Annotated in this window: 15 protein-coding genes and 1 tRNA gene; 12 read left to right on the top strand and 4 right to left on the bottom strand. The window is 63.6% G+C overall.

What is annotated here, in order from left to right:
• Positions 1–313: 313 nt before the first annotated feature.
• Both NKJ12_RS11730 and NKJ12_RS11725 read left to right on the top strand, forming a co-directional pair.
• The gene (locus NKJ12_RS11730) at positions 314–1,288 is read left to right on the top strand and encodes an alpha/beta fold hydrolase (protein WP_352688026.1); all 975 of its coding nucleotides are present in this window, start codon (positions 314–316) and stop codon (positions 1,286–1,288) included.
• 137 nt (positions 1,289–1,425) lie between these two features.
• On the top strand, positions 1,426–1,884 hold the full coding sequence (locus NKJ12_RS11725) for a styrene oxide isomerase (protein ID WP_352702774.1): 459 nt from the start codon (positions 1,426–1,428) through the stop codon (positions 1,882–1,884).
• 149 nt (positions 1,885–2,033) lie between these two features.
• On the opposite strand, the gene hisN is transcribed toward NKJ12_RS11725, so the two are convergent.
• Both hisN and NKJ12_RS11715 read right to left on the bottom strand, forming a co-directional pair.
• A complete protein-coding gene (gene hisN, locus NKJ12_RS11720) occupies positions 2,034–2,807 on the bottom strand; it encodes a histidinol-phosphatase (RefSeq protein ID WP_352647618.1) in 774 nt (257 codons plus the stop codon).
• Between the two features lie 349 nt (positions 2,808–3,156).
• A complete protein-coding gene (locus NKJ12_RS11715; RefSeq protein WP_254816915.1) occupies positions 3,157–4,098 on the bottom strand; it encodes an N-formylglutamate amidohydrolase in 942 nt (313 codons plus the stop codon).
• Positions 4,099–4,251: 153 nt separating this feature from the next.
• Between NKJ12_RS11715 and cpdR the strand changes: the two genes are divergently transcribed.
• Both cpdR and NKJ12_RS11705 read left to right on the top strand, forming a co-directional pair.
• Entirely contained in the window at positions 4,252–4,614 is a 363-nt protein-coding gene (gene cpdR, locus NKJ12_RS11710) for a cell cycle two-component system response regulator CpdR (RefSeq protein ID WP_006199474.1), read from the top strand.
• Between the two features lie 104 nt (positions 4,615–4,718).
• A tRNA-Val gene (locus tag NKJ12_RS11705) sits at positions 4,719–4,793 on the top strand.
• A 66-nt stretch (positions 4,794–4,859) separates the two neighbouring features.
• Here the strand turns inward: NKJ12_RS11705 and fcl are convergent.
• On the bottom strand, positions 4,860–5,822 hold the full coding sequence (fcl, locus tag NKJ12_RS11700) for a GDP-L-fucose synthase (RefSeq protein ID WP_352702772.1): 963 nt from the start codon (positions 5,820–5,822) through the stop codon (positions 4,860–4,862).
• A 163-nt stretch (positions 5,823–5,985) separates the two neighbouring features.
• Entirely contained in the window at positions 5,986–7,140 is a 1,155-nt protein-coding gene (locus NKJ12_RS11695) for a dihydrodipicolinate synthase family protein (protein WP_352702770.1), read from the bottom strand.
• Between the two features lie 243 nt (positions 7,141–7,383).
• Between NKJ12_RS11695 and NKJ12_RS11690 the strand changes: the two genes are divergently transcribed.
• The 8 genes from NKJ12_RS11690 to NKJ12_RS11655 all read left to right on the top strand — a co-directional run bounded on the left by NKJ12_RS11690 (position 7,384) and on the right by NKJ12_RS11655 (position 16,703).
• Positions 7,384–8,439: a LacI family DNA-binding transcriptional regulator gene (locus NKJ12_RS11690; RefSeq protein ID WP_352702768.1), complete on the top strand. Its 1,056-nt coding sequence runs from the start codon at positions 7,384–7,386 to the stop codon at positions 8,437–8,439.
• A complete protein-coding gene (locus tag NKJ12_RS11685; protein ID WP_352688016.1) occupies positions 8,436–9,452 on the top strand; it encodes a Gfo/Idh/MocA family protein in 1,017 nt (338 codons plus the stop codon). Before NKJ12_RS11690 ends, NKJ12_RS11685 begins: the two co-directional genes overlap by 4 nt.
• On the top strand, positions 9,449–11,050 hold the full coding sequence (locus tag NKJ12_RS11680; protein ID WP_352702766.1) for an acyl CoA:acetate/3-ketoacid CoA transferase: 1,602 nt from the start codon (positions 9,449–9,451) through the stop codon (positions 11,048–11,050). The genes NKJ12_RS11685 and NKJ12_RS11680 overlap by 4 nt, the downstream gene beginning before the upstream one ends.
• Positions 11,043–11,819 (top strand): enoyl-CoA hydratase/isomerase family protein, encoded by a 777-nt coding sequence (locus tag NKJ12_RS11675; protein WP_352702764.1) that lies wholly within the window; start codon positions 11,043–11,045, stop codon positions 11,817–11,819. Before NKJ12_RS11680 ends, NKJ12_RS11675 begins: the two co-directional genes overlap by 8 nt.
• A gap of 15 nt (positions 11,820–11,834) precedes the next feature.
• The gene (locus NKJ12_RS11670; protein ID WP_352702761.1) at positions 11,835–13,346 is read left to right on the top strand and encodes an aldehyde dehydrogenase family protein; all 1,512 of its coding nucleotides are present in this window, start codon (positions 11,835–11,837) and stop codon (positions 13,344–13,346) included.
• Positions 13,347–13,406: 60 nt separating this feature from the next.
• Positions 13,407–14,660 (top strand): ABC transporter substrate-binding protein, encoded by a 1,254-nt coding sequence (locus NKJ12_RS11665; RefSeq protein WP_254816907.1) that lies wholly within the window; start codon positions 13,407–13,409, stop codon positions 14,658–14,660.
• A gap of 142 nt (positions 14,661–14,802) precedes the next feature.
• Positions 14,803–15,762, top strand: a complete 960-nt coding sequence (locus tag NKJ12_RS11660) for a carbohydrate ABC transporter permease (RefSeq protein ID WP_352702759.1) — start codon at positions 14,803–14,805, stop codon at positions 15,760–15,762.
• Entirely contained in the window at positions 15,759–16,703 is a 945-nt protein-coding gene (locus NKJ12_RS11655) for a carbohydrate ABC transporter permease (protein ID WP_254816905.1), read from the top strand. Before NKJ12_RS11660 ends, NKJ12_RS11655 begins: the two co-directional genes overlap by 4 nt.
• Positions 16,704–16,705: the final 2 nt, after the last annotated feature.

Below are 16,705 nucleotides of genomic sequence, written 5' to 3'. Positions count from 1 at the left end.
GGTCCCGGCCGACGTCCCGATGCCGATGAACGGCAGATGAACCGTGGCTTCGGCGAGCGTTCAGCCAAGCGGCATTAAAACTGTTCTCGAGATAACGAACAGGTCGCGAAAAAGGCGACACGACGAGGCCGAACCGGGTGCAACGTCCCTTCCTCCCGGGTCGACAGAGGCCGGGAGTACGCCCAAGGCTGCTTCCGGCCTTATTTCTTCGCTGCCTGTCGAGCTCCCCGGCGTCCCGAATTCCTTTGCTTTTGGCGCATGGGCGTTTATGCCTGACTTGCGCCCGTCGGCCCCGACACCAGCCAAACACCGTATGACCGATCTTTTCCACCAGACCCCCGTCTTCCATGAAACTCCGGGCAATCCGCTGCCGGAAAACGCAGCCGGTGGCTTCTTCACCACGCGCGACGGCAAGAAGATCCGCTATGGGCTGTTTGCCGCGGTTGCCCGCCCCATGAAGGGCACCGTCGTCGTCCTGACCGGCCGCAACGAGTGCATCGAGAAGTATTTCGAGACCATTCGCAACCTTGCCGACCGGGGCTTTGGCGTGGCAACCCTCGACTGGCGCGGCCAGGGCGCTTCCGACCGGATGATCGGCAACCGACAGCGCGGCTACGTCCAGAGCTTCTTCGACTACACCGGCGATCTGGAGCAGTTCTTCGAAGAGATCGTGCTGCCCGATTGCCGAGGACCCTACTACATACTGGCCCATTCGGCTGGCGCGGTGATTGCGCTGCTCGCCGCGCCCTCGATGGCGAACCGCGTGCGCCGCATGGTGCTGATCGCACCGTTCTTCACAGTGCCCGACCTGCCGGTTTCGGTAATAACCGTTCGCCGCATCTGTTCGCTGTTCTGCCTTCTCGGCCTCGGCCGGCTCTATGCCGCATGGGGGCCGCGGCCGAAGGAATCGGTGCCCTTCGCCATGAACAAGCTGACCAGCGACCCGGCGCGCTATCGGCGCAACACGCTGATCTACGAAACCTATCCGCAGCTGGCGCTCGGCGGACCGACGATCCGCTGGCTGAAGGCGGCCACGGAGGCATCCTTGATCGTCAGCGACCCGGATTTCATGGCCAAGATCCAGGTGCCCTTGCTGATGATCGCCGCCGGCGCCGACCAAGTTGTCTCGACCAGGGCAGTCGAAGCCTATGCGAGACGTCTGCGCGTCGGCTCGCTAGTGATGATCGACGGCGCCCGCCATGAGATCCTCCAGGAAGCCGACCTCTATCGCGAGCAGTTGCTTGCGGCATTCGATGCCTTCATCCCCGGAACCGGCGACGCTGTTTGACCGCTTCGCGGCGCCCGCCAACAAAGCCCGCACGGGTCGCTTGTCCGGCGCAGCGTGCCCCCTTATTCCCGTTCAGGCATCGAGCGCTAGCTTGCTGCCAAAGAGGTTGGAGGCCATTCGCCGGGAGAAAAACGACCATGAACGCATCAAACACGCTGTCACGTCAGGGGCATCGGCTACTGCAGATTGGCGTCGCGCTGCTGCTGTTTTCGTCATTCCAAGGGTTTGCAATACCGTATCTCGCCGCACCGCGGCTCGGACTGTCCGCGCACACGCTCGGCGCCCTGGAGGGCGTTCTCTTGCTGGCGCTAGGCCTCACATGGTCTAGGCTCAATCTCGGCGCGGCGACGTCGCGGATTGCATTCTGGCTGCTGATCTATTCGGCTTTGGCGATCCTGGCCGCCTACGTGATCGCCAGCGCCTGGGCGGCCGGCAACGAGACTATGCCGTTAGCGGCCGGAGCCTTCCACGGAAGTGCCCTTCAGGAAGCAGTGATCAAAGGTGTGGCGTATTCGTCCGCGCCGACCGGCCTCATCTCTTTCGTGCTCATTTTGTGGGGCCTGCGTCTCTCGGATGCTTGGCCTGCCGATAGCTAATGCATGTCGCGCAAAAGTGCGCAGCGGTTGTGCGATAACGACATACAAAAAATGCGAGCGCGCGCCATTCAACGCGCGACGCACTTTGGAACCGTACCGCGGTTTCCGTCGGATTTGCGCAAAAACCAGACGCGTGGGTGCACGGATCCCTAGCCGCGCAGCGCCGCCATCGCCGCCGCGTGCAGTTCCGGTGTCGCCGCCGCCAGGATGTCGCCGCCGTTTTCCGCCGGCCCGCCTTCGAAGGTGGTGACAACGCCGCCTGCCTTCTCGATGATCGGGATCAGCGCGACGATGTCGTAGGGTTTCAATCCGGGATCGGCAACGATATCGACGCTGCCCGCCGCCACCATGGCGAAGGCATAGCAGTCGGTGCCGTAACGGGCGAGCTGGACCTGTTGCTCGAACAGGTCGTAGCGCAGGCGCGCGTCTCCCTTGAACAGCGCCGGCGTGGTGGTGAACAGAGTCGCCTCTGCGAGCTTCGTCGTCTTGCGCGTTGCGAGTTTTCGCGAGCCACCCGGACCTTCATAGTGCGAGCCGGAAGCATTGGCGTAGAACAGCTCGCCGGTGAAGGGCTGCGACATCATGCCGGCGACGGCGTCGCCGTCGACCGTCAGCCCGACCAGTGTTCCCCATACCGGCAGGCCGGAGATGAAGGCGCGTGTTCCATCGATCGGATCGATCACCCAGACATGCCGGCTGGAGATGTTTTCGCTGCCATGCTCCTCGCCGAGGATCCCGTGATCGGGGTATTGCGCGTTGATCAGCGCCCGGATGGCCCGCTCGGCCTCGCGGTCGGCCTCGGTGACGGGGTCGAAGCTGCCGCGCTCCTTGTTGGTGACCGCGCCCTGATTGCGGAAGCGCGGCAAGGTCTCCGCCGCGGCGGCATGCGCAACGCGCCGCATAAACTCGATGCTGACGTCCAACTGATTCTCCCGCTCCAGCATGTTTTGAGATGCCCGTTAGCCCACGGTTTTAGGCCGAAACAAGGGCGTTTATGCCGAAACAAGGGCGTTCGGAGCCTTTCGCTGGACGCTAACTGTTGCTCGAATGCAACGCAATCATCGTGGAAATGCAATTTCCACTTCACAGTGAATTAAAAAAGCCGGAACGCGCCTTGACATTTGTGCAGCGCACAATACGTTTGTTCTCGGACAGGGGTTCCCTGTCCATGCCCTCCTTGGGCGTTTCCTCCCTAGACTTCGACCGTGTCGTGCAAACGATGCGGTCTTTTTTTATGCCGCCGCATGAGCGGCGAGTGCCGCGATTCCGCGGCTATTCGGCGGCCAGCGGCAGATCCATGAAATTGTGATCGGGCATCGCCATCAGTTCGGCTGAAAACCGCGCCAGATCGTCCGCCAGGGCGTCGAAACCAGATGATCTCTGGAACGTCCGCTCATTCATGTAGAGCCCGCGATTGACCTCGATCTGCAGCGCATGCAGATGGCGCACTGGGCGGCCATAGTGCTCGGTGATGAAGCCTCCGGCATAGGGCTTGTTGTGGGCGACGCTGTAGCCCATGCCGGTGAGCAGGCCGATCGCGGTCTCGGTCAACGCCGCCGCGGCGGAAATGCCAAAGCGGTCGCCGACGATGAAATCCGGCCGCAATCCGCTGTCGCCGACCCTTATGCTTGCCGGCATCGAGTGGCAGTCAATCAGCACGGCATAGCCGAAGCGCGCATGGGTTCTGGTCAAGAGCCGTTTCAGCGTCTCGTGATAGGGCTTGTAGACCGCTTCGATGCGCGCCACGGCCTCCGCCAGCGGCAAGCGGCCGGAATAGATGTCGAGCCCCTCGCCTACAAGCTTGGGCACGGTGCCGAGTCCGCCGGCCACCCGCGCTGAGCGGATGTTGCAGAATGACGGCACCGGTTCGGCGAACATGCGCGGGTCGAGTTCCCACGGCTCCCGGTTGACGTCGAGATAGGCACGCGGGAAGTTTGCCGCCAGCATCGGCGCCCCTAGCGCGACGGCACCGCCGAACAATTCCTCGACATAGCAGTCCTCGGAGCGACGGATCGCGTTGCGGTCCAGCTTGGCCATCGCCATGAACCGGTCCGGATAGTAGCGGCCGCTATGCGGCGAGTTGAAGAGGAAGGGAACGCGCTGTTCGGCGCCCGATCGGATTTCGAAGGGTGGAACGACCGAAAAATCCTCGGCTGCCGTTTTCAATTTGAACGAACCCGGGAATACCAATGCATCATGATAGGAAAGTGCCACCTCGCCGCCCGCATGTCCAGCCGCCGAAGCGTCAGCCAAATCAGGATTGTGCGCCCAACGTTCACTTGATGTTTACCGTCACCTCCTCATATACAGCATGGTTAACGGGCTTGCCGCACGGCATTGTCGGTTGGGTGATTCGGACGGGACAAGATGGCACGCATTCTGCTGGCGGAAGACGACGACGACATGCGCCGGTTCCTCGTCAAGGCGCTGGAGCGCGCCGGTTATCAGGTCAGCGATTTCGACAATGGCGCCAGTGCCTATGAGCGGCTGCGCGAGGAGCCTTTTTCGCTGCTTTTGACCGACATCGTCATGCCCGAGATGGATGGCATCGAGCTCGCCCGCCGCGCTACCGAGATCGATCCCGACCTCAAGGTGATGTTCATCACCGGCTTCGCCGCGGTCGCCCTGAACCCTGACTCCAAGGCGCCGAAAGACGCCAAGGTGCTATCGAAGCCGTTCCACCTGCGCGACCTCGTCAACGAAGTCGAAAAGATGCTGCAGGCCGCCTGACGCGCTTTTTGTCGCGTCTTGACCAACGCCGCAAGCCAGCCATTCTTTCGCTTTTCCCGCTATTGACGTGCCGAACCAAAAATGGTGTATGCGCGGCTTCGGATGGGCGTGTAGCTCAGCGGGAGAGCACTGCATTGACATTGCAGGGGTCACAGGTTCAATCCCTGTCACGCCCACCATCCAGACAATCCCTCGATTGGCCGTTGGTATTTTTCGTCGACTGACGTTCCCGGCCTATACCAGCCTCAGGCCGCGCCGAGGCGGAGATCACCGGTCTCGACGTGCTCCAGAAACCACGCATAGGTCTGTTCCAATCCGCTGCGCAGCGAGTAGCGCGGGCGCCAGCCGGTGGCGAACAGACGCGACACGTCCATCAGCTTGCGCGGCGTGCCGTCCGGCTTCGTCGCATCGAACGTTATCGCAGCATCGGCGCCGGCGACCGACACGATGGTGCGGGCAAGATCGGCAATGGTGATGTCTTCCCCAGAGCCGACATTGATGTGGCTGTCGCCCGAATAATTCTTCAGCAGCCAGACCAGCGCGTCGGCGGCGTCGTCGACATGCAGGAATTCACGCATCGGCGTGCCTGATCCCCACACCTCCAGGCTCTTGCGGCCGGCGCGCCTGGCCTCGTGCGCCTTGCGCATCAGAGCGGGCACGACATGGCTGGAATTGAGGTCGAAATTGTCGCCCGGACCGTAGAGATTGGTCGGCATCGCCGAGATGTAGTCGACGCCGTACTGGCGCCGATAGGCCTGGCACAGTTTCAGCCCGGCGATCTTGGCGATCGCATACCATTCGTTGGTGGGCTCGAGCGGCCCGGTCAGCAAGGCGTCCTCGGAGATCGGCTGCGCCGCGAATTTGGGATAGATGCAGGATGAACCGAGAAACAGCAGCTTTTGCACCTCGTTGCGGAAGGCGCTGTCGATGACATTGTTCTGCATGACGAGATTGTCCTGCAGAAAATCGACCGGAAGCCTGTTGTTGGCCAGGATACCGCCAACCTTGGCCGCCGCCATCACCACTGCATCCGGCTTGCGGTCGGCCATCCAGTGCCGCACGCCGGACTGGTCGAGAAGATCGAGCTCGGTGCGCGAGGCGGTCAGGATCTCGCAATCCTCGTCGGCCAATCGGCGCAGGATGGCCGAGCCGACCATGCCGCGATGTCCGGCCACGAAAACACGCTTGCCCTGAAGGTCGAAGGTCATCAGCTTACCCCAATGCAGAACGGCAGCTATGCCAGTTTGGCCGGCGGAGCGCCGGATCGGCTTCTCTGTTGCCGGACGCATACCGCATACAGATTTGCCCAGACAAGGCAAATCGCAAAGCCACCCGAAGCAACCTTTGGATCGGACGCTGTAGCGCTCGCGATCAGACGCCCGCTACCGCGCAGAGGCTTGTCATTCTGGCAATGGCAAGCTCGGGGTCGGCCAGCAACCCTGCCTGGTCGGCAAGGCGAAAGACATCGGAATAGTGGCGGATGCCGCGCGCGGATTGCATGCCGCCGATCATCGAAAAATGCTCCTGGTGGCCGTTCAGCCATGCCATGAAGACGATGCCGGCCTTGTAATATTCGGTCGGCGCCTCGAAGATTTTGCGCGACAGCGGCACTGTCGGGGCCATCAGCGCGTCGTAGCCGGCGCGGTCGCCGTCGGCCAGCTTTGCCAGCGCTGCATTGGCGACCGGCGCGATCGCATCGAAAATTCCGAGCAGCGCGTGCGAATGTCTGTCGCCGTTGCCGGCGATCAGCTCGGGGTAATTGAAGTCGTCGCCGGTGAACATCACCACGCCCTCGGGCAGCCGGTCCCTGAGCGCGATCTCCTTGCCGGCATCGAGCATCGATATCTTTATGCCCTCGACCGTGCCGGCGTGGCGTTCGATGATGGCGATCACCGTCTCGAGCGCAGTTTCGAAATCGCTGCTGCCCCAGTAGCCTTTCAGCGCCGGATCGAACACGTCGCCCAGCCAGTGCAGGATAACCTTGCCGGATGCCTGGGACAGGATGCGGTCGTAGACGCTGGCATAATCGTCGGGGCCTTTGGCGATCGCCGCAAGCGCGCGGCTGGCCATCATGATCACCTTGCCGCCAAGCCCTTCGATGAACCCGAACTGCTCCTCATAGGCCGCGATGACATCGTCGAGCGTGCTCGCCGCCCCCGGCGTCAGATGGTCGGTGCCTGCGCCTGACGCGAGAGTGGCGCCCTCGACGCTCCGCGCCTCGGCGATCGAGCGGCGGATCAATTCCCTGGCATTCACCCAGTCGAAGCCCATTCCGCGCTGCGAGGTATCCATCGCTTCGGCGACACGGAAGCCGAGCCGCCAGAGGTGATGGCGAAACGCCATCGTCTTGTCCCAGTCGACCGCGGGCCTCGACCATGGATTGGTCATGGCGAAAGGATCGGCGACGACATGGGCCGCGGCGTAGGCGATACGCGAGAACCGCGCGCTGGCCACAGGCTGCACCGGCTGGCCGATAAGCCGGTAGAGGACGCGGCCGCCGCCTTCCCCGGGCAAGGTGATGTCCATGGCTCTCTCCTTCCCAGCGCCTATTAAATGGAACGTTCCAATAAATCAAGAGACTTTGCCGCCCTGCCTCGCGCAGCTCAAATTGCTGCATCGCAGCAGGTGAAGCCGTATTTAGTAGACGATTGCACCCACTGAGCCGCACTTTTCTCGGGTTCGCAAAAACACGATTGACTCAAATGCCTCGCAGAGATTAGATCGTTCCAATAGAAATCGCATAAGAAACCTCCGGGAGGACAGATCTGGATGGCCAGCCGGGCCAAGGCAACGATACTCGACATCGCCCGTGAGGCGGGCGTGTCCAAATCGACGGTATCGCTGGTGTTGCAAGGCAGCCGGCTGATCCGGCCTGAGACCGCGCTCAAGGTGCGCAAGGCGATCGAGGATGTCGGCTATGTCTACAACCGCGGCGCCGCCAATCTGCGCAAGGCCCATTCCAACGTCATCGGCATGGTCATCAACGATCTTACCAATCCGTTTTTCGCCGAGATGGCGGTCGGCATGGAGCGCGTCTTCCAGTCGGCCGGCATCGTGCCTTTCATCGCCAACACGGCGGAGAGCCCGGTGCGCCAGGAAGAGGTTCTGAAATCGCTGATGGAGCAGGGTGTCGCCGGGCTCGTCGTGTCGCCGGCGCGCGGCACCACGCCTGGCGCGTTCCGCCGCCTTGAGACCGCAGGCGTTCCGGTCGTTTTCGTCATGCGCCGCCTCCCCGAAAGCCGCATCCCGGTGATCACGCCCGACAATCATCGCGGCGCCTATCTTGCCACCGCCCATCTGATCGGCAAGGGCCACCGCCGGCTGGCCTTCTTCGGCGGCTCGTCCGACCTTGTCGTCTATCACGAGCGGCTGGGCGGCTTTCGCGAGGCCTGTGAAGCGCTCGGCATCGCACCAGCCGACAGGCTGGTCTTCGAGGGCGAAACCAGCCGCAAGGGCGGCATTGCCTGCCTGGAAACCGCGCTCGCCATGGCCGCGCCGCCGACCGCGGCCCTTTGCTTCAACGATGCGGTCGCCTTCGGCGTCTTGCTGGCGCTGCGCAAGCGCGGCCTTGAGCCCGGCGCGGACTTTGCCGTCGTCGGCTTCGACGACGTCGCCGAGGCCGAGCACTACATGCCGGCGCTGACCAGCGTCGCGGTGAACACCGCCGGCCTCGGCGAGCGCGCCGCCCATGTCGTGCTGAAGATGATCCAATCGCGCACCACGCGCGCCGAGGATCATATCGGCGCCGTCAACCTCGTGGTCAGGGAAAGCTGCGGTCCCGATCGCAAGGAGCATGGCTGCGCAGGAATGGGAGACGCGGCATGACCGTCAGTTGGGGGCTGATCGGCGCCAGCACGATCGCAAGACAGTTCATGATCGGCGCCATCCGCGCGCAGCCGGACGGCGAGATCGCCGCAGTGATGAGCTCCAGCCCGGAGCGGGCTACCGCCTATGCTCGGGAAAACCGCATTCCGGCGGCGGTCTCGACGCTTGATGAATTGCTCGGCTCCGACATCGACGCCGTCTACATCTCGACCACCAACGAATTGCATCTCGAACAGGCACTCGCCGCCATTGAGGCGGGAAAGCATGTGCTTTGCGAAAAGCCGCTGGCGCTGACCAGCGCCGACGCCCGCAAGATGGTCGCAGCGGCCAGGGCCGCCGGCGTCGTGCTCGGCACCAATCACCATCTGCGCAATGCGGGCTCGCATCGGGCGATGCGCGAAGCGATCGCTGCCGGCCGCATCGGCAGACCGATCGCCGCGCGCGTCTTCCACTCCGTCTATCTGCCGGAAAACCTGCAGGGCTGGCGCATCACCAGGCCGGACGCCGGCGGCGGCGTGGTGCTCGACATCACCGTCCACGATGCCGACACGCTGCGCTTCGTGCTCGGCGACGATCCCGTCGAGATCTCGGCGTTCACGCAATCGGCTGGCATGGCCGCCTGCGGGCTGGAAGACGGCGCCATGTGCCTCTGGCGCTTCGCATCGGGCGTCATCGCCCAGTCGCATGAGGGCTTCACCACCAGATTCGCCGGCACCGGCTTCGAGGTGCATGGCAGCGAAGGCTCGCTGATCGCCAGGGATGTGATGACGCAGAAGCCGGTCGGCTCGGTGTTGCTGCGCACGGCACAGGGCGAGGAGGAATTGAGCTTCGACCGCGAAGATCTCTATGCCCGTTCGCTGCGCCAATTCCACGCGGCGATCCGTGGCGAGGGCCAGCCTTCCGCCACCGGCGAAGACGGCGTCTGGTCGCTGACATCAGCCGAAGCGGCATTGCAGTCGGCCAGGTCCGGCAAGGCCGTTGCCCTCGACCCGAAGCTCGGGAGTGCTGGATGAGCAAGCTCGTTTCCGCGGCTGAGGCTGCCGGCCTGATCAGGGATGGCGTGGTCGTTTCCGTGTCGTCGTCGAGCGGCCTCGGCTGCCCGGATGCGGTGCTTGCCGCGATCGGCGAGCGCTTCGACGCCGAAGGCCATCCCAAGGACATCACGACGCTGCACCCGATCGCCGCCGGCGATATGTACGGCATCAAGGGCATCGATCATTTAGCCAAGCCCGGCCTGTTGAAGCGCACTTTGTGCGGCTCCTATCCATCCGGGCCGTCATCTGCCGAACCGCCGCAGATCTGGAAGATGATCGGCGACAATTCGGTCGCTGCTTACAACGTGCCGTCCGGCATCCTGTTCGACATGCATCGCGAAGCCGCCGCCAAGCGTCCCGGCGTGCTGACCAAGGTCGGGCTCGACACCTTTGCCGACCCGCGCCACCAGGGCTGCGCCATGAATGCGGCCGCCAGCGAGCCGATCGTTTCGGTGCAGCAGTTCGATGGCGAGGAGTGGCTCTATTTCCGCTCGATCGTGCCGCAGGTGGCGATCATCCGCGCCACCACCGCCGATGAGCGCGGCAACCTCACCTATGAGCATGAAGGTGCTTATCTCGGCGGCCTTGAACAGGCGCTGGCCGCCCGCAACAATGGCGGCATCGTCATCGCGCAGGTCAAGCGCGTCGTCGAGAACGGCACGCTGAAGCCACACGATGTGCGCGTGCCCGGCGTGCTGGTCGATCATATCGTCGTGGCGCCCGACCAGTTGCAGACGACGCTGACGCCCTACGATCCGGCCATCTCCGGCGAGATCTTCCGGCCGCTGTCGAGCTTTCGCAACGCCGAGATGAACGTCCAGAAGGTCATCGCCCGCCGCGTCGCCATGGAGCTTGCCGACGGCATGGCGGTCAATATCGGCTTCGGCATCTCGGCCAATGTGCCGCGCATCCTGATCGAGGAAGGCCAGCACGGCAAGATCACCTGGGTCATCGAACAGGGGGCGGTCGGCGGCGTGCCGCTGCTCGACTTCAAGTTCGGCTGCTCGTCGAACGCCGACGCCTTCATGCCTTCGCCGCACCAGTTCATCTACTTCCAGGCCGGCGGCTTCGACGCCTCGCTGCTGTCCTTCCTGCAGATCGACCGCCACGGCTCTGTCAACGTCTCGAAGCTTTCGGCGCGGCCCCACGTCACCGCCGGCGCCGGCGGCTTCGTCGACATCACCGCGCGAGCGAAGAAGATCGTCTTTTCCGGTTTCTTCAACGCCGGCGCCAAGCTGTCGCTTGCCGGTGACGGCATCCGCATCGACCAGGAGGGCAAGGTCAAGAAAGTCGTCGACGAGGTCGAGCATATCTCCTTCTCGGGCAAGCGTGCCGTCGCGCAGGGACAGGATATCACCTATGTCACCGAGCGTTGCGTGATGAAGCTGACGCCGGCGGGGCTGATGGTGACCGAGTTGGCGCCGGGGATCGACCTCGAGCGCGATGTGCTGGCGCAGGCCGAGATCCCGCTCGCCGTCGCCAACGACCTGAAAATCACACCGGATGCGCTCTACCGGGACCGGCCGATCGGCCTGTCGCTCAATGGCGGCGCCTCGCTTGGAGGCGCACATGGGTGAGCGTCTGGTAACCTTTGAAACCGACGGCGCCATAGGCATTGTCACGCTGCGCCGGCCGGAGAAATTCAACGCGCTCGATATTCCGATGCTGCGGGGGTTGGAAGCAGCGCTCGACGAAGCCGAGGCGGCGCAGACCGTCCGCGTCGTGCTGATCTGCGGCGAAGGCAAAGGCTTTTGCGCCGGCGGCGATGTCGAGGCTTGGGCAGAAATGAGCGCCGCCGATTTCCAGGTGCAATGGGTGCGCTACGGCCACCGCGTCTTTGATCGGCTGGCGCGGCTGCGGCAGCCGACGATCGCCGTGCTTGCCGGCCATGCGCTGGGCGGCGGGCTGGAACTGGCGGCGACTGCAGACTTCCGCGTGGCGGAAACACAGGTGAAGCTGGGGTTCCCCGAAACCTCGATCGGCGTCGTTCCCGGCTGGTCCGGCACCCAGCGCGCCGTGCGCCGCTTCGGCGCGCAGGCGGTGCGGCGGATGGCGCTCGGCGGCGAAGTGTTTCTGGCTACCGAGGCTCTTGCTCTGGGGATTGTCGACCGGGTGGTCGAGACCGGTAAGGCGTTCGCCGAAGCCAAGGCCTGGGCCGGCAAGATCGCCGAGCGCGGCCCGCTCGCGACCGAGGCCGCCAAGCTGATGATTGCCATCGCCGAAGGCGAGGACAGTGCTGCCGCGACCGAAGCGCTGGCCAGCGGCTTCATCGCGCTGACAAGCGATCTCAGGACCGGCGTCGAGGCTTTCAGCGCCAAGCAGAAACCGGCGTTCTCAAGATCTTAGGAACCTGAAACTCACATGAACGCACCTCTCAACATCGCCATGCCCGCCGAGGCAGCCGCAGCGCCGAAAAGCTACCGGCTGCTGATCGACGGCAAGTTCGTCGACGCTCGGGACGGCCGCACGCTGGAGCGCAGCAGCCCCGGCCACGGCTTCACCGTCTCGCGCTATGCACAGGCCGGCGCGGCGGACGTCGAGGCTGCGGTACAGGCCGCGCACAGGGCCTTCGAGACCGGCCCGTGGCCGCGCATGAAGGCCGCCGAGCGCGCCGCGATCCTGCTCAAGGCTGCTGACCTGATCGAGGCGCGGCTGGACGAGATTGCCCGGCTCGACGCGCTGGAATCCGGCAAGCCGATTGGCCAGGCGCGCGGCGAGATCGGCGGCGCCGTCGACATCTGGCGCTATGCCGCGGCACTTGCCCGCACGCTTCATGGCGAAAGCTACGCCAATCTCGGCGACGCCATGCTCGGCGTCGTGCTGCGCGAACCGATCGGCGTCGTCTCCATCATCACGCCGTGGAATTTCCCGTTCCTTATCGTCAGCCAGAAACTGCCCTTCGCGCTCGCCGCCGGCTGCACCGCGGTGGTCAAGCCGAGCGAGATGACCTCGGCCTCGACTTTCGTGCTCGGCGAGATCCTGATGCAGGCCGGCCTGCCGGACGGCGTCGTCAACATCCTTGCCGGGCTGGGCGCCGATGTCGGCGCACCGATGGTCAGCCATCCGCTGGTCGAGATGGTGTCGTTCACCGGCTCCACCCGCGTCGGCAGGATGACCATGGCGTCTGCCGCCAACTCGCTGAAGAAAGTCTCGATGGAGCTCGGCGGCAAGAACGGGCAGATCGTCTTTCCCGATGCCGACCTCGATGCCGCCGCCGACGCGGCGGTATTCGGCGGCTTCTTCAACGCCGGCGAATGCTGCAATGCCGGCAGCCGGCTAATCGTCCATGAGGCGATCGCCGATGAGTTCCTCGGCGCCGTCAAAGCCCTCACCGCCAAGGTGACTGTTGGCGACCCGCTCGACGACCGCACCAAGGTCGGCGCGATGATCTCCGCCGACCACATGGCCAAGGTCACCGGCTACGTGACGGCAGCGGAAAACGGCGGCGGCCGGATCTATAGCGGCGGCAAGCAGCTTGCTGCGAGCGCCGGCCAGTATCTTGATCCAACCATCGTTCGCGACGTCACCGAAGACATGGCCATTGCGCGCGAGGAAGTGTTCGGTCCGGTGCTCTCGGTGCTGACTTTTGAATCGATTGAAAGGGCGTTGCACATCGCCAACAACACGCCCTATGGTCTGTCGGCGGGCGTGTGGAGCGCCAGCATCGATACCTGCATGTCGGTGGCGCGGAATGTGCATTCGGGAACCGTTTGGGTGAACACGTTCATGGAAGGTTATCCCGAACTGCCTTTCGGTGGCTACAAGCAGTCCGGTCTCGGACGCGAACTCGGCAAGCGCGCCGTCGAGGATTATACCGAGGAAAAGACAATCCAGCTTCATCGCGGCCAGCGCACCGGATGGTGGGTCGGCTGAGTTGGGAAGAACCCGGTGGCCATCCGCCGGTCGTTGTAAGTTCAACAAGGGAGGAAGTACATGTTGCGCAAACTGCTTATCGGGACGGCTCTCGCAGCGGGCGTTGCGTTCGCGGCCCATGCCGAGGACGTCAAGGAAGTCCAGATGCTGCATTGGTGGACGTCGGGCGGCGAAGCTGCCGCTCTGAACGTGCTCAAGCAGGATCTGGCCAAGGAAGGCTTTGCCTGGAAGGACGTGCCGGTGGCCGGCGGTGGCGGCGACGCCGCCATGACCGCGCTGAAGGCGATGGTGGCGGCCGGCAACTACCCGACCGCCTCGCAGATGCTTGGCTATACCGTGCTCGACTACGCCGCGGCCGGCGTCATGGGCGACCTGACCGAGACGGCGATAAAGGAAGGCTGGGACAAGTCCGTTCCCGCCGCCCTGCAGAAATTCTCCGTCTATGACGGCAAGTGGGTCGCGGCTCCGGTCAACGTCCACTCGGTCAACTGGCTGTGGATCAACAAGGCGGTGATGGACAAGATCGGCGGCACCGAGCCCAAGACCTTCGACGACTTCATCGCGCTGCTCGACAAGGCCAAGGCGGCGGGCGTCATCCCGCTCGCGCTGGGCGGCCAGAACTGGCAGGAAGCGACCATGTTCGACTCGGTCGTGCTGTCGACCGGCGGGCCTGAGTTCTACAAGAAGGCCTTCAACGACCTCGACGAGGAATCCCTCAAGTCCGACACGATGAAGAAGTCGTTCGACAATCTCGCCAAGCTCGTCACCTACGTCGACCCGAACTTCTCGGGCCGCGACTGGAACCTCGCCACCGCCATGGTCATCAAGGGCGATGCCTTGGTGCAGGTGATGGGCGACTGGGCCAAGGGCGAATTCAACGCCGCCAAGAAGGTCCCGGGCACCGACTTTCTCTGCTATCGCTTTCCGGGCACCGACGGCAGCGTGATCTACAACTCCGACATGTTCGGCATGTTCAAGGTTCCGGAAGACCGCAAGGCCGCCCAGATCGCTCTGGCCACCGCAACTCTGTCGAAGAGCTTCCAGTCGGCCTTCAACGTCGTCAAGGGCTCGGTCCCGGCCCGCACCGACGTGCCGGACACCGACTTCGACGCATGCGGCAAGAAGGGCATGGCCGATTTGAAGGCCGCCAATGAAGGCGGCACGCTGTTCGGCTCGCTGGCGCAAGGCTACGGCGCCCCTCCGGCGGTTGCCAACGCCTACAAGGATGTCGTCTCGAAGTTCGTCCACGGCCAGATCAAGACCTCGGACGAGGCGGTGACCCAACTGGTCAGTGCGATCGAAGACGCCAAGTAAGCACGCGCCCATGTGAACGATCTCCCCGGCGCAAGCCGGGGAGATTCCCTGCGGAGGGGTTTTGCGGTTGCGCTGACCGGCACGCTTCGTGCCGCAGAGGCCGCGACGACAGAATTCCGGACCCGCGATACGGAATGGATCGATGAGCATAGTTGCTGAAACCAGTATCACGCTGACGCCGGAGCACGGTGCCCGTCCGGGCGCTTCGGTGCGCTCGCGCCTGCAGGATGCGCTGCCGAAGCTCGTGCTGGCGCCGAGCTTCGCCGCCACCATCGTCTTCGTCTACGGCTTCATCCTGTGGACGATCTATCTGTCCTTCACCAATTCCAAGACCTTTCCCTCCTATGCGATCACCGGGCCACGCGCCTATCAGCGGCTGTGGCGCTGGACTTTCGAAAGCGATCCGCCGTCCTCCTGGTACACCTCGATCACCAATATGGGGATTTTCGGCTTCCTCTATATTTCCATCTGCCTGGCGCTCGGGCTGTTCCTGGCGATCCTGCTTGACCAGAAGATCCGCGGCGAAGGCCTGCTGCGGCCGATCTACCTCTACCCGATGGCTTTGTCGTTCATCGTCACCGGCGTCGCCTGGAAATGGTTTCTCGACCCCGGCCTCGGCCTCGAGCAGACGCTGCACCAATGGGGCTGGACGAGCTTCCATTTCGACTGGATCAAGAACAAGGATTTCGTCATCTACACGGTGGTCATCGCCGGCGTCTGGCAGGCGTCGGGCTTCATCATGGCGATGTTCCTGGCCGGCCTGCGCGGCATCGACGGCGAGATCCTGAAGGCGGCGCAGATCGACGGCGCCACCACGTTCCAGCTTTACCGCCGCATCGTCATCCCGCTGCTGCGGCCGATCTTCCTGTCCGCCTTGATCGTCCTCGCGCATCTCGCCATCAAGTCTTACGATCTGGTCGTCGCGCTGACCAGCGGCGGGCCGGGCGGCTCGGCCTGGCTGCCGTCGAATTTCATGTATGAGTACACCTTCAAGCGCAACGAAATGGCCGTCGGCTCGGCCAGCGCCGTGATCATGCTGATGACTATCACCGCGATCATCGTTCCCTATCTCTATTCCGAGCTTCGGGAGAAGCCGCGATGAGCGCCATAGCCACTCCTGCTCGCCAGAGCACAGGCGGTATCAGCGCCAGGACGGTCAACCGTATCGTCATCTACGGGCTGCTGGCGCTGTTTGCGCTGTTCTATCTGATGCCGCTGTTCGTCATGCTGGTGACCTCGTTCAAGACCATGGACGAGATCCAGAACGGCAACATGCTGGCGCTGCCGCAGGCGCCGACCTTCGCACCCTGGATCAGGGCGTGGAGCGAAGTTTGCTCGGGTCTCACCTGCGTCGGCATGAAGGGCTATTTCTGGAACTCGATCAAGATGGTGGTTCCGGCGGTCATCATCTCGACCCTGCTCGGCGCGCTCAACGGCTATGTGCTGACGAAGTGGCGCTTTCGCGGGGCGACGCTGGTGTTCGGGCTGATGCTGTTTGCCTGCTTCATCCCGTTCCAGTCCGTGCTCTTGCCGATGGCAACGATCCTCGGCAGCCTCGGCCGGTTCGGCGTCAAGCTGCAGAACGCGACCGGCTTCACCTTCGGCTTCGGCAATCCAACCGTGAACCTGGTGTTCGTTCACGTCGTCTACGGCATCGGCTTCACCACCCTGTTCTTCCGCAATTATTACGAAGCGTTTCCGAACGAGCTGGTGAAGGCGGCGCAGATCGACGGCGCCAGCTTCTTCCAGATCTTCCGGCGCATCATGCTGCCCAATTCGCTGCCGATCATCGTGGTGACGGTGATCTACCAGTTCACCAACATCTGGAACGACTTCCTCTTCGCCTCCGCCTATGCCGGCTCAGGCGACGTCATGCCGATGACGGTGGCGCTGAACAACGTCGTCAACACCTCGACCGGCGTCGTCGAATACAACGTCAACATGGCGGCTGCGATGATTGCCGCGCTGCCGACGCTCCTCGTCTATGTGCTCGCCGGCCGCTATTTCGTGCGCGGCCTGATGGCCGGCGCCGTCAAAGGATAATC

This window comes from Mesorhizobium sp. M0195, from assembly GCF_040322115.1.
Classification (GTDB): Bacteria; Pseudomonadota; Alphaproteobacteria; order Rhizobiales; family Rhizobiaceae; genus Mesorhizobium.
Note: the sequence above shows the minus strand (reverse complement) of the source record. Positions and strands in the feature narration are given on the sequence as shown.